Below are 24272 nucleotides of genomic sequence, written 5' to 3' on the forward strand. Positions count from 1 at the left end.
ATGCTGGGAGGCATCGGCGCGCCACGCCAATTTGCTCGGGCGAGGGATGCCGCGCTCCGAGAATCCCGGACTTTGATATCAGGGAGCATTTCATGAACAAGTCGATTTTCCCTTGCATGGCGGTCGTGCTCTCAGGCGTCTGCCTGTCGACGGCCGCCCAGACCGTTACGCCGCTCAAAGGCCAGACTCCCGAATTGACCCAGCAGGACATCGCCGCGTGCCAGGCGCAGTCGGCCAACACGTCGAGCGCGGCGGCCGCCGACACGCCTTCGGCTGGCGGACGAGCCCGTGGCGCAGCAGCCGGCGCCACGGCGGGCGCTGTCGTCGCAGGCGCGCGTGGCCGCCAGCACGAAGAGGTGTATGACCGTATGGATGACGACACCAAGCAGGCGTACCGGCAGAACCAGGCGAAGGACGCCGCCGCGGCGGGCATGGTGGTGGGCGGGTCGCGCCAACGACAGGACCGGCGTCAGGATCGTGCGAACCAGGCGCAGCAGAGTGCGAACGCTTCGTCGGCGTATGCCGCTTGCATGCAGCAGCGCGGCTATCAGGTCGGGCCGTGAACGCGCAGGGCGTGTTTTTTCATGCGTTACCCAGTTTCCCGTGCGACACACCACAAAAGGAGTACGTCATGTCTCATAAATATTCCGCAGTCTGCCGGACCGGTATGGCCCTCTTCACCATCATTGCGGCAGGCTTTCTGTTTGGCGGCTGTACCACGACACCGCCGTCCAAACCGTCTGCTGCGCCCAAGACCGATACGCGGGCTGCTTTGGACGACGCGGCCAATGCGACCTTATCCAAGCTTTACGAAGCCGCGCCTTCATCCCGTGAGCTGGTCGCCCGCGCCAGGGGCGTGCTGGTGTTCCCGGATGTGCTCAGCGGGAGTTTCATCGTCGGCGCCGAGCATGGCAAAGGTGTGCTCCGCGTAGGGCAGTCGGCGGTAGGCTACTACCGCACCACGTCGGGGTCGATCGGCTTTCAGGCGGGCGCGCAATCAAAGGCCATGGTCCTGCTGTTCATGACGGACGACGCCTTGAACAAGTTTCGCAACAGCAGCGGCTGGACTGTCGGCGCCGATGCCACGGTGGCGATCGTCAATATCGGCGCCAACGGACGCATCGACACGAATACTGCGAAGCAGCCGATTGTCGGCTTCGTGATGAACAACGGAGGCCTGATGGCTGGCGTCTCACTCGAGGGAACGAAGATCTCGAAATACGAGCCGTGAAGGCCGAAGTGGACCGCCCGCGGAGTCACTTTCAGGACGACGGTGACTCTTGCGGGTCTGTGGTTTCGATGGCAGATGCCCTGGGCCGGCAATCGCGTGAGATCGCCTCCCGCGGTTCGCTGGCTCCTTGCGCTGCGCGGTATTATCGCGAGTCCACCAGCCGCAAGGAAGGGAATGAATCAGCAGCAGCGCACGACCAAACGCCGCCGGATTCCGCGCAAGGCCTGGGCCTTGGGTCTGGCCATCGCCGCAGCCGTGGGGTTTTATGCCTGGAAGGAATCCCCGCTGGGTCCAGGCCTGACCGAAAGCAAGATACATAAGATTCTGGTCGCCGCCATGGAAACGCCCACCAATGCCCCAGGCAGCGCCTGCGTCAATGTGGTGGGTGTGCGGCCTTTGCCGACCGATGTCTACACGGTCTTCCTGGAAGAACAGGACAAGGTCGTGCAAGGGCTGATCAAACACGGACTCATCACGGTCAAGCGCGTCAGTGCTGACGGCGATGGTTCACCTCCAAAACCGGATGAGGATCCCGACGACGCCACCAGCCACATGGCGCTGACCGAAAAGGGCCGTGCGTACTACACCGATGGCGAGGTCCGCCTCGCTTCCAAGCTGGTCTATACCGCGAAGTTCTGCGCCCCTGGCCTGCAGGTCGGCAAGATCCTGGACTACTCCAAGCCGGGCAAGAATCCGTTCGACGACAACCCCAACGCGGTGTCGGCGGTGAAGTTCGAATGGCGGCTGGATCGCGCCACGGCGGATTGGGCAGCGGACCCCGCGTTCTATCCCCAGATAAGCGGCTTTGCTTCGAGGGATCAGCCTGACGAGTGGCAGACCCGGCACATCATGCTGGAACGGAAAAACGGTGTATGGGGGTTGGGGGACGATCCGTATAAGATCCGCTGGTGAGGCAGACGGCTGCCACGACTTGAGCGGGTCTCGTCAACACGCCTACGCGCCGTTGCCGAACTTATCGCGGTAAGCGGCCGGACTCGTCATCACGATGCGCCGGAAGTGCCTGCGCATCGACTCCTCGGAGCCGAACCCGGCGAGTTCGGCGATGCGGCCAATCGGCAACGGCGTTCTGGCCTCCAGCATGTCACGCGCCGCGGCCACGCGTTCGCGGACCAGCCATTCATACGGCGCCATGCCCGTGGCGTCTTGAAACTGCCGTTGCAACGTGCGCGGGCTCATGGCTGCACGCTCTGCCAGTGATCGCAGGGTGTGTGGCAAAGCAGGATGAAGGCGCATCCAGTCCATCAGCTTGGCCAATCGCCCGCTCTCATCGTGCGGCATGGGGCGCGGCACAAATTGCGCCTGCCCGCCGTCCCGGTGCGGAGCCACCACGAGCCGTTGCGCCACGCGATTTGCCACGGCCCCCCCATAATCGCGTCGCACCAGGTGGAGCAACATGTCCAGACCGGCTGCCGAGCCCGCCGATGTGATGATCTGCCCTTCGTCGACATACAGCGCGTCCGGCTGAACGCGCACTTGCGGGTAGCGCTGCTGCAGCTTGGCGGCGTATCGCCAGTGCGTGGTGACGGTCTTTCCATCAAGGACGCCCGCCGCCGCCAGCACGAACACACCGGAACAAATCGAACAGAGCCGCGCACCGCGCTGGTACGCCATCCGGAGCTTTTTCAGCAAGGGCGCAGGCGGCAACTCGTCCGCGTCGCGCCAGCCGGGCACCACGATCGTATCCGCCCGATCGAGCAGCTTGAGCGAGTAGGGCGCCGCCACGGTGATGCCGCCTGCCGCGCGCAGCGGGCCGGGCTCGACTGCGCAGACCGCGAAGCGATACCAATCGACGTCAAGCTCGGGACGCTCGAGCGCAAACAGCTCGGTCACACAGCCGAATTCGAAAGTACACAGCCGGTCATAAGCCAGCGCGACGACAAGGTGTTTTTCCATGGCGTGATGTTACCGGTAATTGTCATTTACGCCACTTATCCGGAGCGCGGCTTGACGTCAGAATGAGGCCCCTGGATCGATCTTTCAGCATCGCTTCTTTGGCCCATTCACACAGAGTTCAAACATGCCGACCCCCAACCCCGTCACCGCCATCCCCGCCGCCGACAGCGCATCTGCGCTCGCCCACTTTCGCGCAGAACTGCAATTCGAGACCGATTGTTCCGATGTCGCCGGCGCGTTCGCCAGCGGCTCACCCGGCTTTGTGCTGCTGGACGTGCGTAGTCCCGCGCTGTTCGCGCAGGGCCATGTGCCGGGCGCGGTGAATCTGCCGCACGGAAAGATTGTCGAGTCGAAATTGTGGAGCTATCCCGTGGACACGCTGTTCGTGACGTACTGCGCAGGTCCGCATTGCAATGGCGCGACACGGGGCGCGATACGGCTTGCTCAGTTGGGGCGGCCGGTAAAGGTGATGCGCGGCGGGATCACGGGATGGCTCGACGAGCGTTTGCCGCTTGCGGGAATTGATGAGGGGCAGGGCGGTGAAGGATCTGAGCGCAAATAGCCTTGAAATCCCGCTCCTTTCGGGGGGGGCGGAGGTATCGTTTCGCGCCAGTCAGGGCAAAGATCATTTTGACCCTACGCCTCCTGAATTCTCGCTATCATCCACGGCACCATGCCGACTAAAACCTCGCTCCCCGCCGCCTGCGCCGCAGCGCTGTGCGCACTCTCCCTGACCGCCACGGCGGCGCCGTTGGCTTCGCCTTCGTTCGACTGCGCCAAGGCGCGCACGGGCGCAGAAAAGGCCATCTGCGCGAACCCGCAACTCGCGGCGCTCGATGCGAGCATCGCCAAGCGCTACAACGAGGCGCGTAAATCTCTGGACGCCGTCACGGCCGAAGTGCTGTTGCGCGACCAGCGCGATTTCACCAAGGTGCGCGACGATGCCTTCGAGCAGCCGTTCGACAAAGACAAGTCATTCGAGGAAATCGAGACCCGCATGAAGCACCGGGACGCGTTCCTTGCCTCGCTGGATTTGGCTGAACGCAAGGGCTTTACCGGCAGATGGCGCAACATCTCGGGCGAGATCACGCTTTGGAAGAAGCCCGACGGCGACATCCTGTATGAAGGATCGGCCGAAAAGCCGCGCACCGGAAGCTGGTCGTGCAACGTGGAGGCTTCCGGCAAGGCCAAGGGCGAACGGCTGCAGGTCAAGAGCGTCGACACGAAGGGCTGGGTACTGAACCTGAAGCGCCAGGGCGATGCCTTGGTCGTGGAGGAACAGCCGCCCGGCGCGGGTGCATCGGGTCCGCCTTATTGCGGCGCGAATGGAACCTTGGCCGGCACGTTCTTCCCGATACGCTGAGCGATAGCCGAAATGCGTGCATGCGGGTCGAGGCGGAAGCGCCATGCCCGCACAGCCGCAAAGACGGGAATAGCCCAGCAGCAAGGTATTGCTCATACGCTCGACTGCTGGCTGGTAGTGGCGTTGTTGTGCGTGACGGGTTTTCTGGTGTGGCGCGTGCGGCGCAAGGCGCGCCGGGGCGCGGGAGGGCGGGGCCAGGGCGGCATCTGAGAGGCAGGTCGGAATCCCCCGCTAGAGACGGCTCCGCAGCGGTGATGCCCAGGTCGCCGGCAGCGAGTCAGGCCGCAGTCGGTATCATTTCGCTTGGCTTCAACGAGGGATCACCCTCGTCACCCCTTTGAGTCCTGCCGCCATGAAGAGCTCTTCTACCGCGTGGGTCATGCCTGTAGTGGCGATTTTCACGCTACAGACTGTCTCCGCATTTCTTTCACGCCTGATCCCGATCGTTGCGACTGCAATGTCCGAAGAGTTCGGATGGAGCGGGAGTTCCATCGGCTACCTGACTGCGAGCAACGCGCTAGGCGGCCTGATGATTCTCGTTGTCGGATCGTCCATGCTTCGGCAAATTGGAGGAACGCGCAGCTTGCAGCTGGCTCTGGTTGTGGGAACGGCAAGCATGGCGTTTTTCTATTACCCGAGCATGGCCGTGGCCCTGGTGGCCTGCTTTGCCATGGGGATGAGCAACGGGGCCGCGAACCCGGCGGGAAGTGAGGTGCTGCAGAGATTCTCGCCGCCGGAGATGCGCAATCTCATGTTCTCGGTCAAGCAGGCGGGTGTGCCACTGGGCGGAATGATCGCGGGGCTGTGTATTCCGGTAGTCATCGCCCTGGTCGGGTGGCGCCTGGCCCTCATTGTCTGTGCGGTGATTGTTTTGGTGCCTACCGCGCTGACCTGGCGATTGAGCGGGATCCTGGATGTGAAGGGCTCGGCGAAGAAGCGGCGGCCGTCCATCGTGCCTACGCTGCACTCGTTACGCATGCTCAGCGTGCCGTTGGCGTCGCTGAGAAGCAATCGCGGCTTGTTGAAGATGTCGATTGTGGGCAGCCTGTTTGCCGTATCCCAAAGCTGCTGGTTCGCGTTCACGGTGGTTTACCTGGTGGACCGGCTGGGCTTTTCATTGAGCCTGGCGGGAGCGGTATTTGCCGTGATGCAGGTAGGAGGGGTCGTCGGCAGGATTGCGTTGGGTTGGCTTTCGGACCGCTTGGGGTCGGCCACCGGAAGTTTGTCGATTGCTGCCCTGTTCTCGGCAGCCACGACGATCCTCTTGGGATTTACCACCCCGCAATGGCCGCTCTGGTCTCTCATGGTTCTAGCCTTGGTCGCCGGGTGCTCTGCGGCAAGCTGGAACGGTGTGCAGATTGCGGAGGTCGCCCGCCGCTCGCCTGCCCACCAGATCGCAGAAACGGCTGCGGGAGCCTCGATATTGGTCAGTTTGGTGAACATCGTGGCGCCCGCTGCTTTCGCGGCCACGGTGGCGTTCAGCGGCAGGTACGATATCGCGTTCCTTTGCGCCGGCGCTTGCTCGCTGTTGGTGCTGTTTTTCTTGCCCCGGGACGGGCGTACTTCCCCAGCGCCTTCTTGAACATCGTGCTGAACGCGGTGACGGATTTATCCGTCCCGCGACCGGTCGGCCCGCGCGCCTAGCCGATTGCAGACGACTTGCCTTGCACATTCACCGGGGATCCCGGCTCCCCCGTGAACGCCACTTCGATGCGGCAGGGCATGCCCATAGCCTCGCCTTGCAGGATGACGATTTCGCCATGGGCTTTCCGGCCCAGGTCGCGCAGCATTCCGGCAAAAGCCGCGGCGGCTGCGCCGGTTGCCGGGTCTTCCAGCACGCCGCCAATGGCAAACGCGTTGCGCGCGTGGAACAGGGTATCGCTCTCGCTGAACACGAACGCGATGGTTCCGATGCGATGCGCTTGCATGAAGTGCCGTCCTTGGTCGAGGTCGTAGTTCATGCGCGCCAATGCGGCGCGTGAAACCAGCGGGACAATCAAGTGGTCGATCCCCGCGTTGGCCATGCAGGGCGCGAGCGTGGGATCCAGGTCGTCCATTGCGTAGCCGAAGAGTTCGAGCGCCTCGGCTAACAACTCGGGGCTGGCGAGTGCGCTGCGCGTCGGCGGCGAGCGCAGCACGCTTACCCATTCGCCATCCTGGATTTCAGCCGACACTTCGATTCGGGCGTTTGCCAGGGCCAGCGGATACCGGGCCGGCCCCACGGTCTGCCCAAGCACCGCGCCTAGCGCGATGGTCGCATGCCCGCAGAAGGCGACTTCGGCTTCAGGCGAGTAGTACCGGGTGCGCCACGAACCATCGCCGTTTGGACAAGAGAAGACCGTTTCCGAATAGCCGACCTCGGCCGCCACCCTTTGCATTTCGTCGGGCGAGGGGAGTTGATCCGCAAGAACGACGCCGGCGGGATTTCCGCCTTGGCCCTGGTTGGTGAATGCAGCGATCCGGTGAATGTGCATGAGGTTTTCTCTTTCGTCTCGGTGTGGCAATTGTGTATAGGGGGCAAGAATAAGGCAAAGCGCTGATGTTCAGCCGGGCTGTTTCACGTGCAGGCCAGGCCCAGGCCAGAGCATTGCTGAAGTTGACTTTGCTGAGCAAACGCCGCCGCAGGCAGCACCAGCATGGGGGCTCAAGGCTTGGGCGGCACGGCGTGCCTGCGCTTGAAACGGCAGGCCTCGCGTAGATTGAACACAAAAAAAAACGGCCAAGGGCAAAGCCCTTGGCCGCTGATACATCAACGCTGATACATCAATAACGCCAGCGAACGTTCAGCGAGCCGGCATGTTCCCGATTGCCGCCGCCGTACTGACCGTTGTAGGTCAGCGCCAGCGTGGTGTCACGCGACATGGCCATTTCGGCGCCCAGCTCCGCCAGCGCGGCATTGCGGGCGATGGGCGTGCCGGCCACCGTGAAGGACTGGCTGCCTTCGAAGGCCAGGGTGCTCACTGAGGCCAGGCCGCCAAAAGCGTGGCGCCAGCCGGCCATGGCGTGCAGACGCGCCTCGGCGCTGCCCAGCTTGAAGTCGGTCTGCGTGCGCAGGCCCAGCGTGCTGCTGGTCTGCTTGTCGCTGCTGCCCTGGCCGCTCAAGGCGGCCGAACCGCCCGACTCGGAGAATCCGCGCGTGCGCAGATCGCTCCAGGCAAAGCCGACGAAGGGCTCGAGACGCGTGCTGTCGGTCAAGGACATCGAATAGCCCAGTTCGGTAAAGAGCTGGGTGGTATTCGCGCCGTAATCGGCCATCAGTTTTTCCTGCTCACCGGCCACGCTGGCATAACGCTTGGTGCTCACGTCATGCCAGGTGTAGGCAGCACCGGCCAGGAAATTCAGCTTGCCGGCACCGACGGCGAACGACTTGCCGCCGTACAGGGTGGCGCTGTAGCCTGACACATCGGCCTGGGAGGAACGGTCATCGACGCGGATCTTGCTGTCGGTGTAGCCGACAGCACCACCCAGACGCCAGCCGCTGTGGCCCACTTCGTGGTCAGCGCCGATGAACACGCCGCCCGTGTGCTGACGCACTTGTGCGGAGTTGCCGTTGTCCTTCTGCGTCTGCCAGTTGCCCACCAGTTCGGCCCAGGCCGGCTGTGCGTTCGACGACGGCAGGGCCGAGGCCGGCAGCGGGCCGCCGGCTTGTGCGGTCGGCGCTCCCGGGCTCATGCCTGCATTCAGGTTCAGGCGCAGACGCTGCATCGGCAGGGTGCGCGGCGACGAGGTGCCGCCCAGCAGGTTGGACACCACGCTGGCGTGCGCCTCACCGGTCAGGCTGTTGAACACCTCGGGCGGCAAGCCCTCGGGCAGGGTCAGGATGTACTCATGCAGCGCGCTGCCCGAGGGCAGGCTGTCCAGCGCTTTGGCCACCGAACGCTGGTTCGACGTATTGGCCGCGTCTTCAAAGCGGATCGGCGTATTCGGCGTGACCTGCTTGCGCTCCAGTTGCAGCGTGACGTTCTTGTCGGTGTAGCTCAACGTCGGGTCGAGGTAGGCGTAGTTGGACGATACGGTGTCAAACGTACCGTTGACGCTGTTGGCCGTCAGGATGGTGTACTGGCGCGTGGTCGCGAAGTTGCCCTCCGGCCCGATGTGGACCACGGAGCCGGCCAGCGTGGCCAGGCCCGTGACATCCACACGCGAACTGAGCGACGACGCGGGGTCCGCCGACACGGCGTAGATGGAACCCGGCGAGAAGGTCAGGTCACCGGCGACCTTCAAGGGGCCTGTGATTGCGCCCGGCGTCAGCACAGCGCCGCTCTGCAATGTGGTCGTGCCGACCTGGCCCGAACCCGACAGCCACGAGCCGCTGGCGACGTTCACGGCGCCGCCCAGCACGCTGCCAGCCGCCACGTTCAAGCCGCCGGACTGTACCGAAACGGTGCCCGAGTAGGCGCTGCCATTGCCCGACAGATTCAGGACACCGCCGCCCGTCTTGGTCAGATTGCCCGAACCGGTCAGTTTGCTGGCGATGTTGAAGGCCGTATCGGCCGCCACTTCGAGACCGCTCGACGCGGTGACCGCGACGCTGCGATCGGTGGCGAAGCTGCCTGTCGTGGCCAACGTGCCGCCGCTCAGGGTCAGGTTGCCGTCCACATTGCCCAGGTTGCTGTCCTTGGCCACCGAAAGCACGCCCGAACGCACTTCCGTGCCGCCGGTGTAGCTGTTGTCGGCCGTCAGCACCAACGTGCCGGTATCGGTCTTGATCAGCTTGCTGGCGCCCGTCAGCTTGGAGTCGATAGTCGCCGTGACAACCGGATCGGCATTCACAGTGCGCGCAAAGATCTGGCCTGCGCCGACGCGGATGACGGTTTCGCCGCCTGCGCCTTGCAGGGCAATCGAATCCCCCGTGATGCGATAGCCGTCGCTGGCCAGTTGCATACCGGTCACGGCAACTTCGCCATCCGCATTGCTGACCGTGACGGTGCCCGCCGTACCTTGGAAGATGGCAAAGGTCGGAGCCGGTTGCAGGCTGCCATTGATGGCGCCGTCGACATCGGTCCAGTTGCGGCCGCTGGCGGTCCACACGCCCGAGCCGCCATCGACCACGCCGTTGTCGTGCTTGCTGCCGTCGGCGCCGTCCCAGAAGCTCAGGGTCGCGCCGCCGGTCGAGATCAGGTTGACCTGACCTTTGACGGCGGACTGCACATACAGGTCGCTGGCCGCCACGCTGGCAGGCGTGCTGCCCACGGCCAGGCCGTTGTTGGTCAGCGTGCCGCCGTAATCAAAGAGGCGGTAGACACCCGCGCCAAAGCCGCCCTGGTCGGTGACATTCAGCGTGCCGTCCAGCGTCAGGTCACCGCCCACCTTGAACAGCGTGGCCGTCGACGTGCCGCCCAGCGCCACATTGACCTGGCTGTCCTGGCTGAGGGTCAAGGCGCCGCCGACGCTGAGCGTCTGGCCGTGTTTGCCTTCCAGCGCGCCGCCAGCCAGCGTCAGGTTGCCGCCGATGGTGCCCGTGCCGGTGACCACGCCCAGATTGCTGCCCGTGGCATTGCCACTCAGGATGCCATCGACTTGCAGACGGCCACCCAGAACCGATGCCGAGCCGCCGAGCTTGCTGGCGACCACCAGGGTGCCATCCTTGACTTCAGACAGGCCGGTGAACGCGCTGCTGTCCGCGCTCAGCGTCAGCATGCCGCTGCCGGTCTTGGCGAAGAGGCCCGCGCCAGCGAGCTTACCGCCGTAGGTCGTATCGGTCGTTTGCTTGAAGCGCAGCGCGCCGTCGGCCGCAATCGAGGCATTGCCCTTGAAGACATCGGCATTGGCCAGCAAGGTGCCCGTTTCAACAGTCCAGTCCAGCGCATTCTGGCCCGATAGGGTCAGCGAACCGCTGCCACGTTTGGCCATCATGCCCGTACCCGTCACCGCGCCGCTGAAGTTGCCGTCCACGCTCTGGTTGAAGACGACCGAGCCGGTGTTGTACAGATCCCCCTGAATGGAAGCCGTATTGCCCGCCAGCGTTCCAGCCAGCACATTCGTGCCGGCATAGCTGTTGTTGCCGGTCAGCACCAGCGTGCCCGCGCCCGACTTCTCCAGCAGCGCATTACCGGCGATCGCGCCCTGCAGGCCCAGCTCCGTACCCGCCGCGACCTCAATCTGCCCCGCTTGCGACAAGGTGATGGCGCGTTCGCTGACGAAGCTGCCTGTCGTCAACAGCTTGCCGCCATTGAACGTCAGGCCACCTGCAGCCGCGCCCAGATTGCTGTCCTTGGAAATGGACAGCACGCCGGAACGAATTTCAGTGCCGCCGGTATAGCTGTTGTTGCCTGCCAGCACCAGCGTGCCGGTATCGGTCTTGGCAAGTTTGCTGTCGCCGGTCAGTTCGGCCGCGATCGTGCCGATGACATTGGCGTCAGGCACGGCGCGCACGAAGATGGGAGCGGCCGCACCGACGCGGATGATGGTCTCGCCGCCCGCACCCGCCAGAGCAATCGAATCACCCTCGATGCGATAGCCATCGCTGGCCAATTGCATGCCGGTCACGCCAATGGCGCCCGCCGATGCATCCACTGTCACCGTCCCCGCCGCGCCTTGGAACACGGCAAACGTCGGGTTGGGCTGATACTTGCCGTTGACTGTGGCGTCGATGCTGGTCCAGTTCTGGCCATCGGCTCGCCACGTGCCCGTGCCGCCGTCGATGGATTTGTTGTCGTGCAACGCGGTGTTGCCGCCATCCCAGAAGCTCAGTTGCGCGCCGGAGGTATTGGCCAGGTTGATCTGACCAGCCACAGCCGTCTGAATGCGCAAATCGTCGGTGGACACGCCGCCGGGCACCGAGCCCAAGGCCAGCGTGTTCGAGGTCAGGGCGCCGGTGTAGTCGAACAGACGGTAAACGCCTGCACCGAAGCCGCCCAGATCGGTCACGTTCAAGGTGCCGGCCAGCGCCAGATCGCCACCGACCTTGAACAGGCTGTTGGTCGTGGTGTTGGCGCCCATCGCCACGTTGATCTGGCTGTTCTGGCTCAGAGTCAGATCTCGACCGACCGTCAGGGTCTGGCCCTGCTTGCCGGCAAGCACACCACCGTTGAGGGTCAGGCTGCCGTTGATATTGCCGCCGCCGCCGATCAGGCCCGCATTGCTGGCGTCGACATTGCCGTCCAGCGTGCCGTTGACCAACAAACTGCCGCCTAGCACCGAGGCCGAGCCGCCCAGCGCGTTGTTCACCACCAGCGTGCCGGCCTTGATCTCCGTGCCGCCGATAAAGCCGCTGTTATCGCCTTGCAGCGTCAACAGACCACTGCCGGCCTTGGCCAGCAAACCGCTGCCGAACACCTGGCCGGCGTAGGCGCCGTCCGTGTCCTGTTCGAAACGCAGGATGCCCTGGCTGTTGATCTGCGCGTTGCCCTTGTAGACATCCGAGGTGGTGCGCAGGGTGCCAGCTTCAATGGTCCAGTCGTTCGTGCTGGAACCGCTCAGGGTCAGGGTGGACGAGCCCATCTTGGCGATCGCGCCCGTGCCGGTAATCGCGCCGCTATAGGTGCCATTGACTTCCTGATTGAAGATCACGGCGCCCTGGTTGTACAGATCGCCCCGGATCGACGCGCTGCTGCCGACCAGCTTGCCGGCCAGCACATTCGTGCCGCCATAGCTATTGTTGCCGCTCAAGACCAGAACGCCGGTGCCCAGCTTCTCCAGTGCGGCATTGCCGGTGACCGGGCCTGCCAGGCTGACTTCCGTCGCTTCCGCCACGTCGATCTGGCCTGCCTGCAGCAGGCTGACCGCCCGGTTGCTGGCAAACGTGCCGGTCGCGACCAGCTTGCCGCCATTGAAAATCAAATCGCCTTGCGCCGCGCCCAGGTTGGCGTCACGCGACACCGACAGCTGGCCACCATCCAACGTAACGCCACCCTCGAAGGTATTGCTTCCAGTGATCGTCAAGGTGTTGTTGTTCTGTTTGACCAGACGGCCCTGCGAACCGCTGATCACACCCGACAGCGTCAGGTCGTCGCTGCTGTTGACTGCCAGCGACGAACCAAGCTCGATGTCCTTGCCGATCTCCATTTGCGCCAGTGGATTCAGCGTACTAACACCAGAGACCTTGATGCTGCCGCTGCCTAGGGCAGCGAGGTTATAGAACGCCAGGGTGCCGCCCTGCAGTTCCGTCTTGCCGGTATAGGCGTTGCTGTTCTGATTCAGCGTGAGCGTGCTGGTGTCCGACTTGATCAAGGAACCGCTGCCCGAGATGGGACCGCTCAGCGTCAAATCGGCTGTGCCCGCAACGGTCAGGCCGTTGTCTCCGAGCGAGATAGTGTTGGCAACCGTCAAACCGTCCAGCGAAGACTTCAGCGTGCCGCCATTGGCGCTGATGGCGCCGGCACCAAACGCAGCGCTGTTGGTGATGCTGAGCGCCCCGCCATTGAGCGCGGTCGAGGTGGAGCCGGTCAGCACCTGGCCCATCATCGTCCAGGTGCCGCTATTGACCTCAAGACGGCTGAAATTGGTGTAGTTGGCGCTGGAAATCGCGCCAGAACCAGCGGTGCCGGAGTTGGTGTTGTTTTCGAGTTTCAGCAGATTGCTGCCGCCCCCGCCGCCGTCGATCTGGCCAGTCGGCGCATAACTCACGTTGAGCCCAAGGATAGGCGTTGCGGATGCAACGCCAAGGCCCCAGACCGATGAGCCAGTCACCGCAACAAAGGTGTTATTGCCGCCGCCGGCGCCTAGCGAAACGCTACCGTTGATGGAGCCTGCATTGGTGAAGGTATTGCCGGTTGCGTTCGCCTGAAACGCGATGCGGCCGGTGATTGTGGCGCCCAGGGTGTTGGTCATCAAGACCCGGGAGCCACCATACACGGCGACAACCGGCGTATCGGCGTCATTCAGCGTCAGGCCCAATAGCCCCTTGGAGCCAATATTGCCGGTGTTGGTGATGGTAGTTGTCCCACTGGCTCCGTTGCGGACCGCCAGCGCCACACCCGTGACGGCCGGGCTCGTCGGGGATTGAACATCGCCGGTGCCACGCATGGTCCCGCTGTTGGAGATGTTGACAACGCTGTTGTTCGAATTGCCGATGGTCACGCCGCTGGTCAACAAGGACACCAGGCCGAGACCCGAGGGATCGATTTCCCCGGCATTGCTGAACCTCACATTATTGCCGTTCAGGTTGACCGCGGTAGTCTGACCCAGGCCCGGCGTGACCAGGGCCCCAGCCAGCACGTTGACCGTCAGATTATTGACCGGGGTGGTAATCCCGGTGGTGATGATGCCGGCGCAATTGGTTGTCTGATTCGCCACAAATGGATCGCAAGCGGCCTGCGCCGACAGGGGCACAGCCACCAGTACGCTGAACGCCGCAGCGATCGCCAGACTTAACCCTCGGATGCGCGGGATGGCGCGAACCTCAACGTCTTCCATGCCTGCGCCACTACCAGCCGCTCCCTTGCCGCGCGCACGCGCGTTTTCAGGGACAGCCACCCAGGCGCCCAAGGCCTGATTCCAAATCGAACGGAAAGTCTTGTTCATGTCGTTTAATTTCTGTTTTTTGCAACAAATCGTCAAATAAAGGCCAAATTTCGCGCTATTTGCAACGCCTAGTAACGTTTCAATTATAGGGACAGTAACGCTCCGTAAGCGACGAAAAACGGAGACTTTCCGGGCTTGATGACGGCTTTCTGAACAGGATTTCCCTAATCAAATTCCTCTTGCGGAAAATCAATGATCTATAGGACACTTTGTGTCATAGCGCCACGACGGCGCACACAAGGGGAATGGCATGAAGGTCTTGAGCTTGGTGGCCGCACTGGCGACAACAGCAGCTATGTCCGGAGGCGCGCAGGCCGCGTTTCCTGATCGCCCGATCCGGTTAGTGGTGCCGTTCGGCGCCGGCGGCATCACGGATATCGTTGCCCGGCAGGTGGGCAAGGGAATGGGAGACGAGTTGGGGCAGGGGGTCGTGATCGAGAACCGGCCCGGCGCGGGTGGCGTGATCGCGGCGCAGGTGGCAGCCACGGCGCCGGCCGATGGCTACACGATCTTCATGGGGACGGTGGGCACGCAGGTCGTGAATCCGCTGATCTACAGCAAGCTCAGTTACGACGCGGACAAGTTTGCGCCGGTGGGCATGGTGTCCGGATCGCCGTACCTGCTGGCCGTGCGATCGGGGGTGCCTGCGGCGTCGTTCGCCGAATTCGTCAAATATGCCAAGGCCAATCCGGCCAAGCTGAACTTCGGCTCGGCGGGCAACGCGAGTTCGCCGCATCTGGGGTTGGAGTTGCTGAAGCTGACGGCGGGCGTCGACATTGTCCACGTGCCGTTCAAGAGCGGCAGCGAGGCCGTGAATGCGGCGATCGGCGAGCAAGTGGATGTGGTGATGGACGCCAGTCCGGTCATCATGCCGCACGTGGCGTCGGGCAAATTGCGTGCGCTGGCTGTGGCCTCTGACAAGCGATTGCCGTCCGCGCCGGCCGTGCCGGCCAGCACCGAGGCGGGCGATGCGGGCCTGCAGATCAGTTCGTGGAATGCCTTCTTTGCGCCGGCGGGCACGCCGCCCGAGGTTATGGCCGCACTGAATGCGGCGCTGCAGAAGACCCTCGCGTCGCCCGAGCTGAAGGAAAAGCTGGCCGCGCAGGGCACGCAGCTCTACACCGGCACGCCCGACGAATACCAGCGCTTTATCGGCGGCGAAAAGACCAAGTGGGCCGAAATCGTGAAGCGCGCCAATATCAAAATGGATTAGGCAACGCGCATATGAAAGGGAGCCTTATATGAACAATGGGGTGACTCACCCGCTGGCGGGCAAGCCGCTGGAGCTGGCGGATACGCTGCGATCGGGCAACGCCTGGAAGATCCGGCTGGCCTGCGGGCTGATGGGCCTGCCGGTCAAGCGGCGCACGTTCGACATCGTCCAAGGCGACCTGGAAACCGATGCGTTCGCGCGCATCAATCCGTGGCGGCAGGTGCCCGCGTTGTTGACGCCGGAGGGGCAATGGCTGGCGGAGTCGCAAGCCATTCTCTGGTATCTCGGAAAAGGGACGTCCTGGCTGCCCGAAGGCCGGCTGCCACAAGCGCAGGTGTCGAGTTGGCTGAGCTTCGAGCAGACCCAGCACATGCACGCCTTCGCGCAGCCGCGGCTCTTGATCCACCTGCGCCAGACCGCAAAAAAAGACGATCCGGAGATGGTGGCGTGGCGCGTTACCGGCATGAAGGCCGCCGCGCTGATGGACGCTCACCTGGCGGGCCGCGACTACCTGGTGGGCACGGCGCCGACCATCGCGGATATCGCGCTGTACCCTTACACGAGCATGGCCGAAGAGGGCGGTTATGACCTGTCCGGCTTTGCGCACATTACAGCCTGGCTGGCGCGCATGCGCGCATTGCCGGGATTTACGCCGTTGATCGAAACGGCATGACGGAGACATGATGGCCGATACGATGCACTTGGGAAAAGACGAACTGATCGCGCGCGCGCAGGCGGAAATGCAGCGCCAGTTCGAGACCCCGCAATGGACGTTGCGCGAGCGGCTGGCGCTGACCTGCCGCATCCTGTTCGACGGCGGGCACGATTCGGGCCTGGCGGGCCAGATCACCGCGCGCGCGCCAGAACCCAACCGGTACTTCACGCAGCGTTTAGGACTGGGCTTTGACGAGATCACGGCCAGCAATCTGCTGCTGGTCGACGAAGACCTCGTGGTCCAGGAAGGCGGCGGCATGCCGAATCCGGCGAACCGCTTCCATTCGTGGATCTACCGCGCGCGTCCTGACGTCAACTGCATCATCCACACGCACCCGCTGCATGTGGCGTCGCTGTCGATGCTGGAGGTCCCGCTGGAGGTCTCGCACATGGACAACTGTCCGCTTTACGGCGACGTGGCCTTTCTGAAGGACTGGCCCGGCGTGCCGGTGGGCAACGAGGAAGGCGTGATCATTTCCAAGGCGCTGGGCGACAAGCGCGCCATCCTGCTGTCGCACCACGGCATGCTGATCGCCGCCGGGACGGTAGAAGAGGCCTGCGTGCTGGCGCTGCAGTTCGAGCGCGCGGCGCGCATGCAGCTGCTGGCCATGGCCGCCGGCAAGATCCAGCCGATTCCGCCCGAACTGGGGCACGAGGCGCACGACTGGATCCTGACGCCCAAGCGGTCGCAGGTGGGGTTCTCGTATTACGCGCGCCGGGCGCTGCGGACGCACGCCGACGTGCTGAGCTGACGAGGGCGGGGCGGGGCCGCTCGACGGCGACGCCCTTTTGGGGCATTCTTGCCGGTTGTATTTGCGCCTTTCCGCCCCATGATCGACCTGCCGCACCGCCTACGCACCTTGCGCCGCCAGCAAAGCCTGTCCCTGGAACAGCTTGCGCAGCGCACGGGATTGACCAAGAGCTACCTCTCGAAGCTGGAGCGGGGCCTGAGCGAGCCCTCGATCTCGACGGTCCTGCGCCTGGCAGAGGCCTATGGCGTGGGCGTGTCGCAACTGGTGGGCGCGGACGACGCCGCGCAGGATGAAGTGGTCAGCGTGGTCCGGGTTGCCGACCGCGAGGCCCTGCAACGCCGCGGCCTGGGCAGCGAATATCATTACGAGTCGCTGGCTGGCCGCCGCAAGGTCAAGGCGATGGAGCCTTTCGTCGTCCATCCGCCGCGCGAATTTCCGGACGCCGCGGCCGTATTCCCCCACCCGGGCGAGGAATTCCTGCTGGTGCTCAAAGGCGCCATCGAAGTCCACGTGGGCGAACGCCAGTTCCGCCTGGAAACCGGCGACTCCGTCTATTTCGACTCCGAACTGCCGCATCGCATGCGCACTGTCAGCCGTGCGATGGCCGAAGTGCTCGTGGTGGCGGCGCACTGAGCGCGCGGGCGGCGTATCGAATCCATGAATGACACAGGAATAACCATGAAGAACGATCAATCGCGGCTCGTCCGCATCGATGCCGGCCCGATGAAGAATCCCGTGCCCGGCAAGCCGCGCCGTCCGATCTCGGGCGATGCCGCCTTCCGTACCGTGACCGCGTTTGAAGGCAACGCCGGCAAGGCGGAAGCCGGTGTGTGGGAAAGCACGGCCGGATCGTTCCAGTCCAACACCACCGGCTACATCGAGTTCGGCTACATCGTCGAAGGCGCGGCACGCCTGGTGGACCCGGACGGCACGGTGCATGAGCTGACGGTGGGCGAGGCCTTCGTCATGCCTGAGGGCTACACCGGCCGCTGGGAAGTGGACGAGTTCGTCAAGAAAATCTATTTCATTACCCGCATGGCCTGAAGCTGTCGGCCTGTACCCAGGAGCCATCCTCATGACCGCAATTCCCGCTGCCCCCGCGCCGGGCGCAGCGCTGCCCGCCCGCACCGCGCAGGTGGACGTCGTCTCGATCCAGTCCCAGGTTGTCTACGGCTATGTCGGCAACAACGCCGCGATGCCGGTGTTCCGCAAGGCGGGGCTGCGCGCGATTGCACTGCCCACCGTCATCCTGAGCAATACGCCGCACTATCTCACGCTGCATGGCGGGGCCGTGCCGCTGGACTGGTTCGAAGGCTTGCTGCAGGGGTTGAACGAACGGCGCGTGAGCCAGGTGGCGCGCGCGGTGGTCTGCGGGTATCTGGGGCAGCCGGGTCAGGCGAACCTGCTGGCGCAATGGCTGACGGACGTGCGCGCGTCGCGTCCGGAGCTGCGCGTATTCATCGATCCGGTCATGGGTGACCGCAACGACGGGCTCTACGTCAATGAAGGGCTGGTCGCGCAATACCGCGATCTGCTGGTGCCGTTGGCCGAGGGCATGACGCCCAATCATTTCGAGCTGGAATTGCTGGTTGGCCGGGCGCTGTCGTCGGTGGACGAGGTGGTGGCCGCGGCGCGCGAACTCATGGCACGCGGGCCGACCTGGATCGTCGTGACCAGCGCCGCGCCGATGGCCGCCGCGCCCGGCACACTGCAACTGGTGGCCGTGACGCGGGATGACGCCACGGTGGTCACGCATCCGGAGATCGCCATTCCGCCGTCGGTGCATGGTACGGGCGACGTGTTCATGGCGGGCGTCGCGTCGCGGCTGCTGAACGGGCTGGACCTCATCGAGGCGGTGCGCGAAGCGGCGGCCCAGGTCACGGTGACGCTGGAGCGCACCCGCGAACTGGGCTGGGAAGAACTGGCCGCCGAAGGCTAGCGACAGGCGGGCCTTGTCCCGCCTTGCCCGCTTCAGTACGTCTTGTACGGCAGGAACTTGCCGCTCATCACGATCTGCACCCGGTCACCCTTGGGGTCGGCTTCGCGCGACAGATCCATCTTGAAGTCGATGGCGCTCATGATGCCGTCGCCAAACTCTTCATTGATCAGCGCCTTGAACGTGGTGCCGTAGACGTTGATCAGTTCATAGAAGCGGTAGATCAGCGGGTCGGTGGGCACGGTGCTGGGCAGCGAGCCCTTGTAGGGCACGACCTGCAACTGCACGACGGCGTCTGCAGGCAGATCCAGTACTCGGGCGGCGGCCTGCGCCTGCTCTTCGGTCATGGTCATCTGGCCCAGCAGCGCGGCGGTGGTCCATTCCTTGCTCTGGCCGACGGCTTCGGCGATGGCGCCCCATGACAGTTTTTTTTCCAGCTTGCGGGTGACGACGAGTTCGGTGACTTCAGCGCGGGACATCATGATGGTTCACTCCTTGTGATGGGCCTTGTCGACCAGGAAGTCGACGAGATGGTTGCGGATGTCGTAATAGCGGGGTTCGTGATGCAGGCTGGCGCGCGTGCGGTCGCGCGGCAGGTCCACGGTGACGGATTCGGCGATGCGGGCGTACGGACCCGCGCTCATGAGCAGTATGCGGTCGGACAGCAGGATGGCTTCGTCTACGTCGTGCGTAATCATGAAAACGGTCTGGCGGGTTTCCTGGACGATCGCGCGCAACTCGTCCTGGATGGCGCCGCGCGTCAGCGCGTCGAGGGCGCCAAAGGGTTCGTCCAGCAGCAGCATCTTGGGCTGGATGGCAAACGCGCGGGCGATGCCGACGCGCTGCTTCATGCCGCCGGAAAGTTCGCAGGGCTTCTTGCCGGCGGCGTGACCGAGGCCAACCATGTCGAGGTAACGCTGGCTGTGCACGCGGACCTGTTCGCGGTTGTAGGCCGGCCAGCGCGATCGAACGCCGAATTCCACGTTCTGCAGCGCCGTCAGCCACGGCAGCAGCGCGTGCGCCTGGAACACGACGCCGCGTTCAAGCGACGGCCCCGCGACCTCGCGGCCGTCCATGATGACGATGCCTTCGTTGCTGTCGTCGATACCGGCCAGCACGTTCAGGATGGTGGTCTTGCCGCAGCCGGAGTGGCCGATGACGCAGACGAACTGGCCCTTGTCGATCTGGAAATCGATGTTCTCGAACACGGGCGGCTGCGGACGGCCATCGCGTCCGGGGTAGCGCTTGCCCAGCCCTTGGACCTGCAGGAAAGATTGGCTCATGCGCGTTACTCCCGATAGCTCACCAGCCGGGCGGCGCGCGCCAGCAGGTTGTCCAGCAGCATGCCGATCAGCCCGATGAAGAAGATCGCGCAGATGATGTTGGAGATGGACAGGTTGTTCCACTCGTTCCAGACGAAGTAGCCGATGCCCGTGCCGCCGATCAGCATTTCGGCAGCGACGATCACCAGCCATGCGATGCCGACCGAGATGCGCATGCCGGTCATGATGGTGGGCGCCGCGGCGGGCAGGATGACCTGCAGCGCCGTGCGCAGCCGCGACACTTCCAGCGTGCGCGCCACGTTCAACCAGTCCTGCCGCACGGCGCCTACGCCAAACGCCGTGTTCACCAGCATGGGCCATAGCGAGCAGATGAAGATCACGAAGACGGCGGAGGTGTTGGCGTCCTTGATCGTGTAGAGCGCCAGCGGCATCCACGCCAATGGCGAGATCGGCTTGAGCACCTGGATGAAGGGGTCGAACGCGCGGTACACCGTCCGGGACATGCCGATCAGGAATCCCAGTGGGATCGCGACCAGCGCGGCCAGGCCGAAGCCAGTCAGCACCCGCGCGACGGAGTAACCCAGCTGGATGCCGATCCCCTTGTCGTTCGGCCCGCGGTCATAGAACGGGTCCTTCAGGTGCTGCCACAACTGCGCGCCGACCTCGGCAGGACCGGGAAACGGCGTCTTGGACCCGCTGGCGGCGGCATTGCCGACCAGTGCGGCGTAGGCCGGATCCACCGTTGCCTCGCCCGAATCGGGGCGGGTGGTGGCGTGCCACAGCAGCAGAAACGCCAGGAACAGGGCGATGGACAGGAACGTGGCCCGCCAGTGTTGCACGGACCCCATCAGGTCCTCCGGATCTTGAAGCTGGCGAGGTAGGCCTCGGGCTGGCTGGGATCGAAGGGCTTGCCCATGACGCTGAAGGTCTTGCCGGTTTCCGCGGGCGGGGTCAGTCCGGCTTCGCGCATCAGGTGCACGGCGTCGGTGGCCAGGAAGACGTCGCTGGCGATCTTCTGATAGTCCACGTCACCCTTGACCTGGCCCCAGCGCTTCATCTGCGTCAGGATCCACACGGCGAACGACTGCCAGGGCATGGGATCGAAGTCGATGCGGTTGGGATCGGTGATCACCTTGCCCAGGCCGTCGGCGTAGGTGCCGGTCAGCACCTGTTCGACCACCGTGACGGGCTGGTTCAGGTAGTTGGGGGCGGCGATGGCGGTGGCGATTTCTTTGCGGTTCGCGGGATTGCGGGCGTAGGCGGTGGCCTCGATGATGGCTTTCAGCAGGGCCTGATAGGTGTTGGGCATGGTGGTGACGAACTCCTTGCTGGCGGAGAACGCGCAGCAGGGGTGGCCGTCCCAGATGGCCTTGGACAGGGTGTGGATGAAGCCGACGCCGTCGTACACGGCGCGCTGGTTGACGGGATCGGGCGCCAGGAAGCCGTCGATGTTGTCGGCGCGCAGGTTGGCCACCATTTCGGGCGGCGGCACGGAACGGATCTGCACGTCGGTGTCGGGATCCAGGCCGTGTTCAGCCAGGTAGTAGCGCAACAGGTAGTTGTGCATGGAGTAGTCGAAGGGGACGGCGAACTTGAAGCCTTTCCAGTCCTTCGGGTCGCGCCGGTCCTTGTGCTTCATGGACAGCGTGATGGCCTGGCCGTTGATGTTTTCGACGGCGGGCATGGTCCACGGCACAGCGCGGCTGGCGCCGACACCCATGGAGATGGCGAGCGGCATGGGCGACAGCATGTGCGCGGCGTCGTATTCGCCGGACATGGCTTTGTCGCGAATGAGCGCCCAGCCGGCGGTCTTGACGACTTCGACGTCCAGGCCCTGCTTGCCGTAGAAGCCCATGGGGTGCGCCATGATGATGGGCGTGGCGCAGGTGATGGGGATGAAGCCGACCTTGAGTTTCTGCTTCTCCAGCGGGCCGGCGGTCTGCGCGAAGGCTTCCTTGGCGGCGGCCAGCGGAAAGATCGACGCAATGGCTGCCATGGCGGTGCCGCTGCCGACGGCGCGCAGGAAGCGCCGGCGCAGCGCATCCTGCGGGAACAGGGCGCGCATGACGGCCTGCTCGACGGCGCTGGCGGCGGTGTCGCCAGTCAGACCGGCTTGCGCGGCGCGTTCGTGTTCGGCCTGCGAGGCGTGGCGGCCGCAGCCGCAGGCAAGGCGGCTGTTGGCGTCGAACGGATTGCTGAAGAGGGACATGGTGGCTCCTTCGATCGGGAATGGAGCCATCATGGGGCTGCGTGGCGGCAGCCGGTATCGCCGGTTCAACGATACGCGTGTAGGGGACTTACTACGTGGTGCGCGCGGTGCGCCGCGGTAGTGCGTGCGCGCTCAGATCGCACCCAACTGGTGCGTGTTGGCGTAGGAGACCAGTTCCACCAGGGTGCGGACGTTGAGCTTTTCGAAGATGCGGCTGCGGTAGGTGGAGATGGTGTTGACGGACAGCGCCAGCTGTTCCCCGATGGCCGAAACGGAGCGGCCGGCAACGAGCAGTTGCAGGACCTGGAATTCGCGGTTGGACAGGAGTTCGTGCGGGGGGCGGGAGCTGTCCTGGCGCACGGTGTGGGCAAGCAGTTCGGCGACGGTGGGCGTGACGTACATCTTGCCGGCGGCGGCGTTGGTCAGCGCGGCCAGCAGTTCTTCGGGTTCGCAACCCTTGTTGAGGTAGGCGTGCGCGCCGGCGCGCAGGGCGCGGACCGCAAACTGGGATTCGGGGTAGACGGACAGCATGACTACGCCGAGTCCGGGGTGGTCGGCGCGCACGCTTTTCAACACGTCCAGGCCGTCGCGTTCGCCGAGGGCGACGTCCAGGACGATGGCGTCGTAATGCGCCTGGCGCAGGGCGCGCAGGGCGGCGGGGCCGTCGGCGGCTTCATGCACGAGGGCGACGCGCGGGTCTTCTTCAAGGATGCGGGCGAGACCTCGGCGGATGATGAGGTGGTCGTCGACGATGAGCAGGTTCAGGGGCATGGCAGGGTGTCCTTCATGCGGCCAGCGGGTTCAGGCGCAGGCGGGCGCGCATGCCGGCGCCGGGGGCGCTGTCGAGCGCAAGGTCGCCGCCGATGGCGCGGGCGCGCTCGCGCATGCCCAGGATGCCGAAGGTGTGGCGGTCTTCGGGCAACTGCATGCCGACGCCGTCGTCTTCGACGGTGAGGACAAGGCCGTCGGCGCCCCAGGCGGCGCTGACGCTGACGCTGCGTGCGCGGGCGTGCCGCTGCACGTTGGTGAGCAGTTCCTGGACGATGCGGTAGATGGCGATTTCAGCGTTGCGGTCGAGGCGCAGGCTTTCGGTGTCGGGGGGGCAGAGGTAACGGCATTGGAGGCCGCTGCGGGTTTGCAGGTCTTGCAGCAGGGCTTCGAGGGCGGCCCAGAGGCCAAGATGGTCAAGGACGACGGGGCGCAGGTCGTTGAGGATGCGGCGGGTGGCGCCCATGGCGGTCTGGGTGACTTCGAGCATGCGGTCGAGGTGCGTCTGCAGGGCGGGGGTGGCGCTTAGCTGGCGGCGCAGCCAGTTTAAATCCAGTTGCAGGGCGGTGAAGGAGGCGCCGAGGTCGTCGTGGATGTTGCGGGCGATGTGGGCGCGTTCTTCTTCGCGCAGGGTGCTCAGGTGGGAAGACAGGCGGCGCAGGGATTCGTGGGCGGCGCTGAGTTCGGCGGTGCGTTCGCCGACGCGGCGTTCTAGCAGGGCCTGGGTGTTTTGAAGCTCACGTTCGATGCCTTTGCGGGCGGTGATGTCGGAGAAGGTGACGACGGCGCCTACGACGTCGTGGTCGTTGCGGATGGGGTACGAGGCGTATTGAGCGTCGAAGCACGTGCCATCGCGGCGCCAGAGCACTTCGTCGTCGGCGCGTTCGCCTCGGCCGTCGCGGAAGGCTTTGAAGATGCGGCAGTCGTGGACCGGCATGAGGGTGCGGTCGGCGTGGGAGTGGTGGATGAGGTAGTGCATGTTGCGGCCGACGAGCTCATCGGGGGTGTAGCCGAGCATGTCGGCGCCGGCGCTGTTGATGAAGATGCATCTGCCGCGCAGGTCGATGCCGTAGATGCCTTCGCCGGCGGATTCCAGCAGCATTTCAAGCTGACGGCGCCAGGCGGCGTGGTGCGAGAGGTGCTTCAGGTCGGCGAACATGAATGGCCTGGTGCTTGTTGAATCTGCCGGGGGGTTGCCCCGGATCCCCTTGGTGCGCGGGTTTTTGGTTGCGCTTTTGCGCGGAGTTTACGGGAGTGGGTGGGAGTTGCGGGGGGAGTGAGGGAAATCCCTTCTTTGAATCTGTCGGCGTGGGGAATGGTTCTTTCGACGACCGGTTTGTGGTTGGTGCGGGTTCTTGAGGCGCTCGGTGCGGCTTCGGTGCGGGTTCTTGAGGCGCTCGGTGCGGCTTCGGTGCGGGTTCTTG

The 24272-nt window shown here is 64.5% G+C and carries 21 protein-coding genes and 1 pseudogene; 12 read left to right on the forward strand and 10 right to left on the reverse strand.

Translation table 11 applies throughout. The annotated features are described in order from the left end of the window. The first annotated feature begins 92 nt into the window (after window positions 1-92). The 3 genes from AC6CIE_RS27355 (at window position 93) to AC6CIE_RS27365 (ending at window position 2143) form a co-directional block, all read left to right on the forward strand. Window positions 93-563: a YMGG-like glycine zipper-containing protein gene (locus AC6CIE_RS27355; protein ID WP_175185769.1), complete on the forward strand. Its 471-nt coding sequence runs from the start codon at window positions 93-95 to the stop codon at window positions 561-563. Between the two features lie 68 nt (window positions 564-631). Beyond that, window positions 632-1231 carry a BPSL1445 family SYLF domain-containing lipoprotein gene (locus tag AC6CIE_RS27360; RefSeq protein WP_175125286.1) on the forward strand — a complete coding sequence of 200 codons (600 nt, stop codon included), beginning with the start codon at window positions 632-634 and terminating at the stop codon, window positions 1229-1231. 174 nt (window positions 1232-1405) lie between these two features. Next, window positions 1406-2143 (forward strand): hypothetical protein, encoded by a 738-nt coding sequence (locus AC6CIE_RS27365; RefSeq protein ID WP_498094893.1) that lies wholly within the window; start codon window positions 1406-1408, stop codon window positions 2141-2143. Between the two features lie 42 nt (window positions 2144-2185). Here AC6CIE_RS27365 and ftrA read toward each other — a convergent pair whose 3' ends face one another. Beyond that, a complete protein-coding gene (gene ftrA / locus AC6CIE_RS27370) occupies window positions 2186-3145 on the reverse strand; it encodes a transcriptional regulator FtrA (RefSeq protein ID WP_498094895.1) in 960 nt (319 codons plus the stop codon). Between the two features lie 124 nt (window positions 3146-3269). Between ftrA and AC6CIE_RS27375 the strand changes: the two genes are divergently transcribed. From AC6CIE_RS27375 to AC6CIE_RS27385, 3 genes are all read left to right on the forward strand, one after another. Beyond that, window positions 3270-3707, forward strand: coding sequence for a rhodanese-like domain-containing protein (locus AC6CIE_RS27375; protein WP_498094897.1), 438 nt, complete (start codon window positions 3270-3272; stop codon window positions 3705-3707). A 111-nt stretch (window positions 3708-3818) separates the two neighbouring features. After that, window positions 3819-4508: a lysozyme inhibitor LprI family protein gene (locus tag AC6CIE_RS27380; protein ID WP_498094899.1), complete on the forward strand. Its 690-nt coding sequence runs from the start codon at window positions 3819-3821 to the stop codon at window positions 4506-4508. A 352-nt stretch (window positions 4509-4860) separates the two neighbouring features. Next, window positions 4861-6090, forward strand: a complete 1230-nt coding sequence (locus AC6CIE_RS27385) for an MFS transporter (protein ID WP_498094901.1) — start codon at window positions 4861-4863, stop codon at window positions 6088-6090. A 58-nt stretch (window positions 6091-6148) separates the two neighbouring features. Here the strand turns inward: AC6CIE_RS27385 and AC6CIE_RS27390 are convergent, their stop codons facing one another. The 3 genes and pseudogenes from AC6CIE_RS27390 to AC6CIE_RS27400 all read right to left on the reverse strand — a co-directional run. Next, window positions 6149-6982 (reverse strand): PhzF family phenazine biosynthesis protein, encoded by an 834-nt coding sequence (locus AC6CIE_RS27390; protein WP_498094903.1) that lies wholly within the window; start codon window positions 6980-6982, stop codon window positions 6149-6151. A gap of 289 nt (window positions 6983-7271) precedes the next feature. Continuing rightward, the gene (locus AC6CIE_RS27395) at window positions 7272-13865 is read right to left on the reverse strand and encodes an autotransporter domain-containing protein (RefSeq protein WP_498094919.1); all 6594 of its coding nucleotides are present in this window, start codon (window positions 13863-13865) and stop codon (window positions 7272-7274) included. Between the two features lie 21 nt (window positions 13866-13886). Next, window positions 13887-13973: pseudogene (locus AC6CIE_RS27400) on the reverse strand (ESPR domain-containing protein); the annotation flags it as partial. A gap of 250 nt (window positions 13974-14223) precedes the next feature. Here AC6CIE_RS27400 and AC6CIE_RS27405 point away from each other — a divergent pair. From AC6CIE_RS27405 to pdxK, 6 genes are all read left to right on the forward strand, one after another. Then, a complete protein-coding gene (locus tag AC6CIE_RS27405) occupies window positions 14224-15186 on the forward strand; it encodes a Bug family tripartite tricarboxylate transporter substrate binding protein (RefSeq protein WP_498094905.1) in 963 nt (320 codons plus the stop codon). A gap of 28 nt (window positions 15187-15214) precedes the next feature. Continuing rightward, window positions 15215-15859: a glutathione S-transferase family protein gene (locus AC6CIE_RS27410; RefSeq protein ID WP_498094907.1), complete on the forward strand. Its 645-nt coding sequence runs from the start codon at window positions 15215-15217 to the stop codon at window positions 15857-15859. 10 nt (window positions 15860-15869) lie between these two features. Next, window positions 15870-16652: an aldolase gene (locus AC6CIE_RS27415; protein WP_105239914.1), complete on the forward strand. Its 783-nt coding sequence runs from the start codon at window positions 15870-15872 to the stop codon at window positions 16650-16652. Between the two features lie 78 nt (window positions 16653-16730). After that, complete coding sequence (locus tag AC6CIE_RS27420; RefSeq protein ID WP_056563890.1) at window positions 16731-17285, forward strand: helix-turn-helix domain-containing protein; 555 nt, start codon at window positions 16731-16733, stop codon at window positions 17283-17285. A gap of 45 nt (window positions 17286-17330) precedes the next feature. Further along, a complete protein-coding gene (locus tag AC6CIE_RS27425; RefSeq protein WP_175185756.1) occupies window positions 17331-17696 on the forward strand; it encodes a cupin domain-containing protein in 366 nt (121 codons plus the stop codon). 31 nt (window positions 17697-17727) lie between these two features. Next, complete coding sequence (pdxK, locus tag AC6CIE_RS27430) at window positions 17728-18591, forward strand: pyridoxine/pyridoxal/pyridoxamine kinase (RefSeq protein WP_498094909.1); 864 nt, start codon at window positions 17728-17730, stop codon at window positions 18589-18591. A 32-nt stretch (window positions 18592-18623) separates the two neighbouring features. Here pdxK and cynS read toward each other — a convergent pair whose 3' ends face one another. The 6 genes from cynS to AC6CIE_RS27460 form a co-directional block, all read right to left on the reverse strand. After that, the gene (cynS, locus tag AC6CIE_RS27435; RefSeq protein WP_056324548.1) at window positions 18624-19067 is read right to left on the reverse strand and encodes a cyanase; all 444 of its coding nucleotides are present in this window, start codon (window positions 19065-19067) and stop codon (window positions 18624-18626) included. Between the two features lie 9 nt (window positions 19068-19076). Further along, the gene (locus AC6CIE_RS27440) at window positions 19077-19871 is read right to left on the reverse strand and encodes an ABC transporter ATP-binding protein (RefSeq protein ID WP_175185754.1); all 795 of its coding nucleotides are present in this window, start codon (window positions 19869-19871) and stop codon (window positions 19077-19079) included. Between the two features lie 5 nt (window positions 19872-19876). Then, window positions 19877-20719 carry a nitrate ABC transporter permease gene (gene ntrB / locus AC6CIE_RS27445; protein WP_498094911.1) on the reverse strand — a complete coding sequence of 281 codons (843 nt, stop codon included), beginning with the start codon at window positions 20717-20719 and terminating at the stop codon, window positions 19877-19879. Continuing rightward, complete coding sequence (locus AC6CIE_RS27450; RefSeq protein WP_498094913.1) at window positions 20719-22080, reverse strand: CmpA/NrtA family ABC transporter substrate-binding protein; 1362 nt, start codon at window positions 22078-22080, stop codon at window positions 20719-20721. The genes ntrB and AC6CIE_RS27450 overlap by 1 nt, the downstream gene beginning before the upstream one ends. 132 nt (window positions 22081-22212) lie before the next feature. Next, window positions 22213-22851: a response regulator gene (locus AC6CIE_RS27455; protein ID WP_056563872.1), complete on the reverse strand. Its 639-nt coding sequence runs from the start codon at window positions 22849-22851 to the stop codon at window positions 22213-22215. 13 nt (window positions 22852-22864) lie between these two features. Further along, window positions 22865-24007 (reverse strand): sensor histidine kinase, encoded by a 1143-nt coding sequence (locus AC6CIE_RS27460; RefSeq protein ID WP_175124389.1) that lies wholly within the window; start codon window positions 24005-24007, stop codon window positions 22865-22867. Between the last annotated feature and the right edge of the window lie 265 nt (window positions 24008-24272).

Source organism: Achromobacter sp. GQ309, from assembly GCF_059759315.1.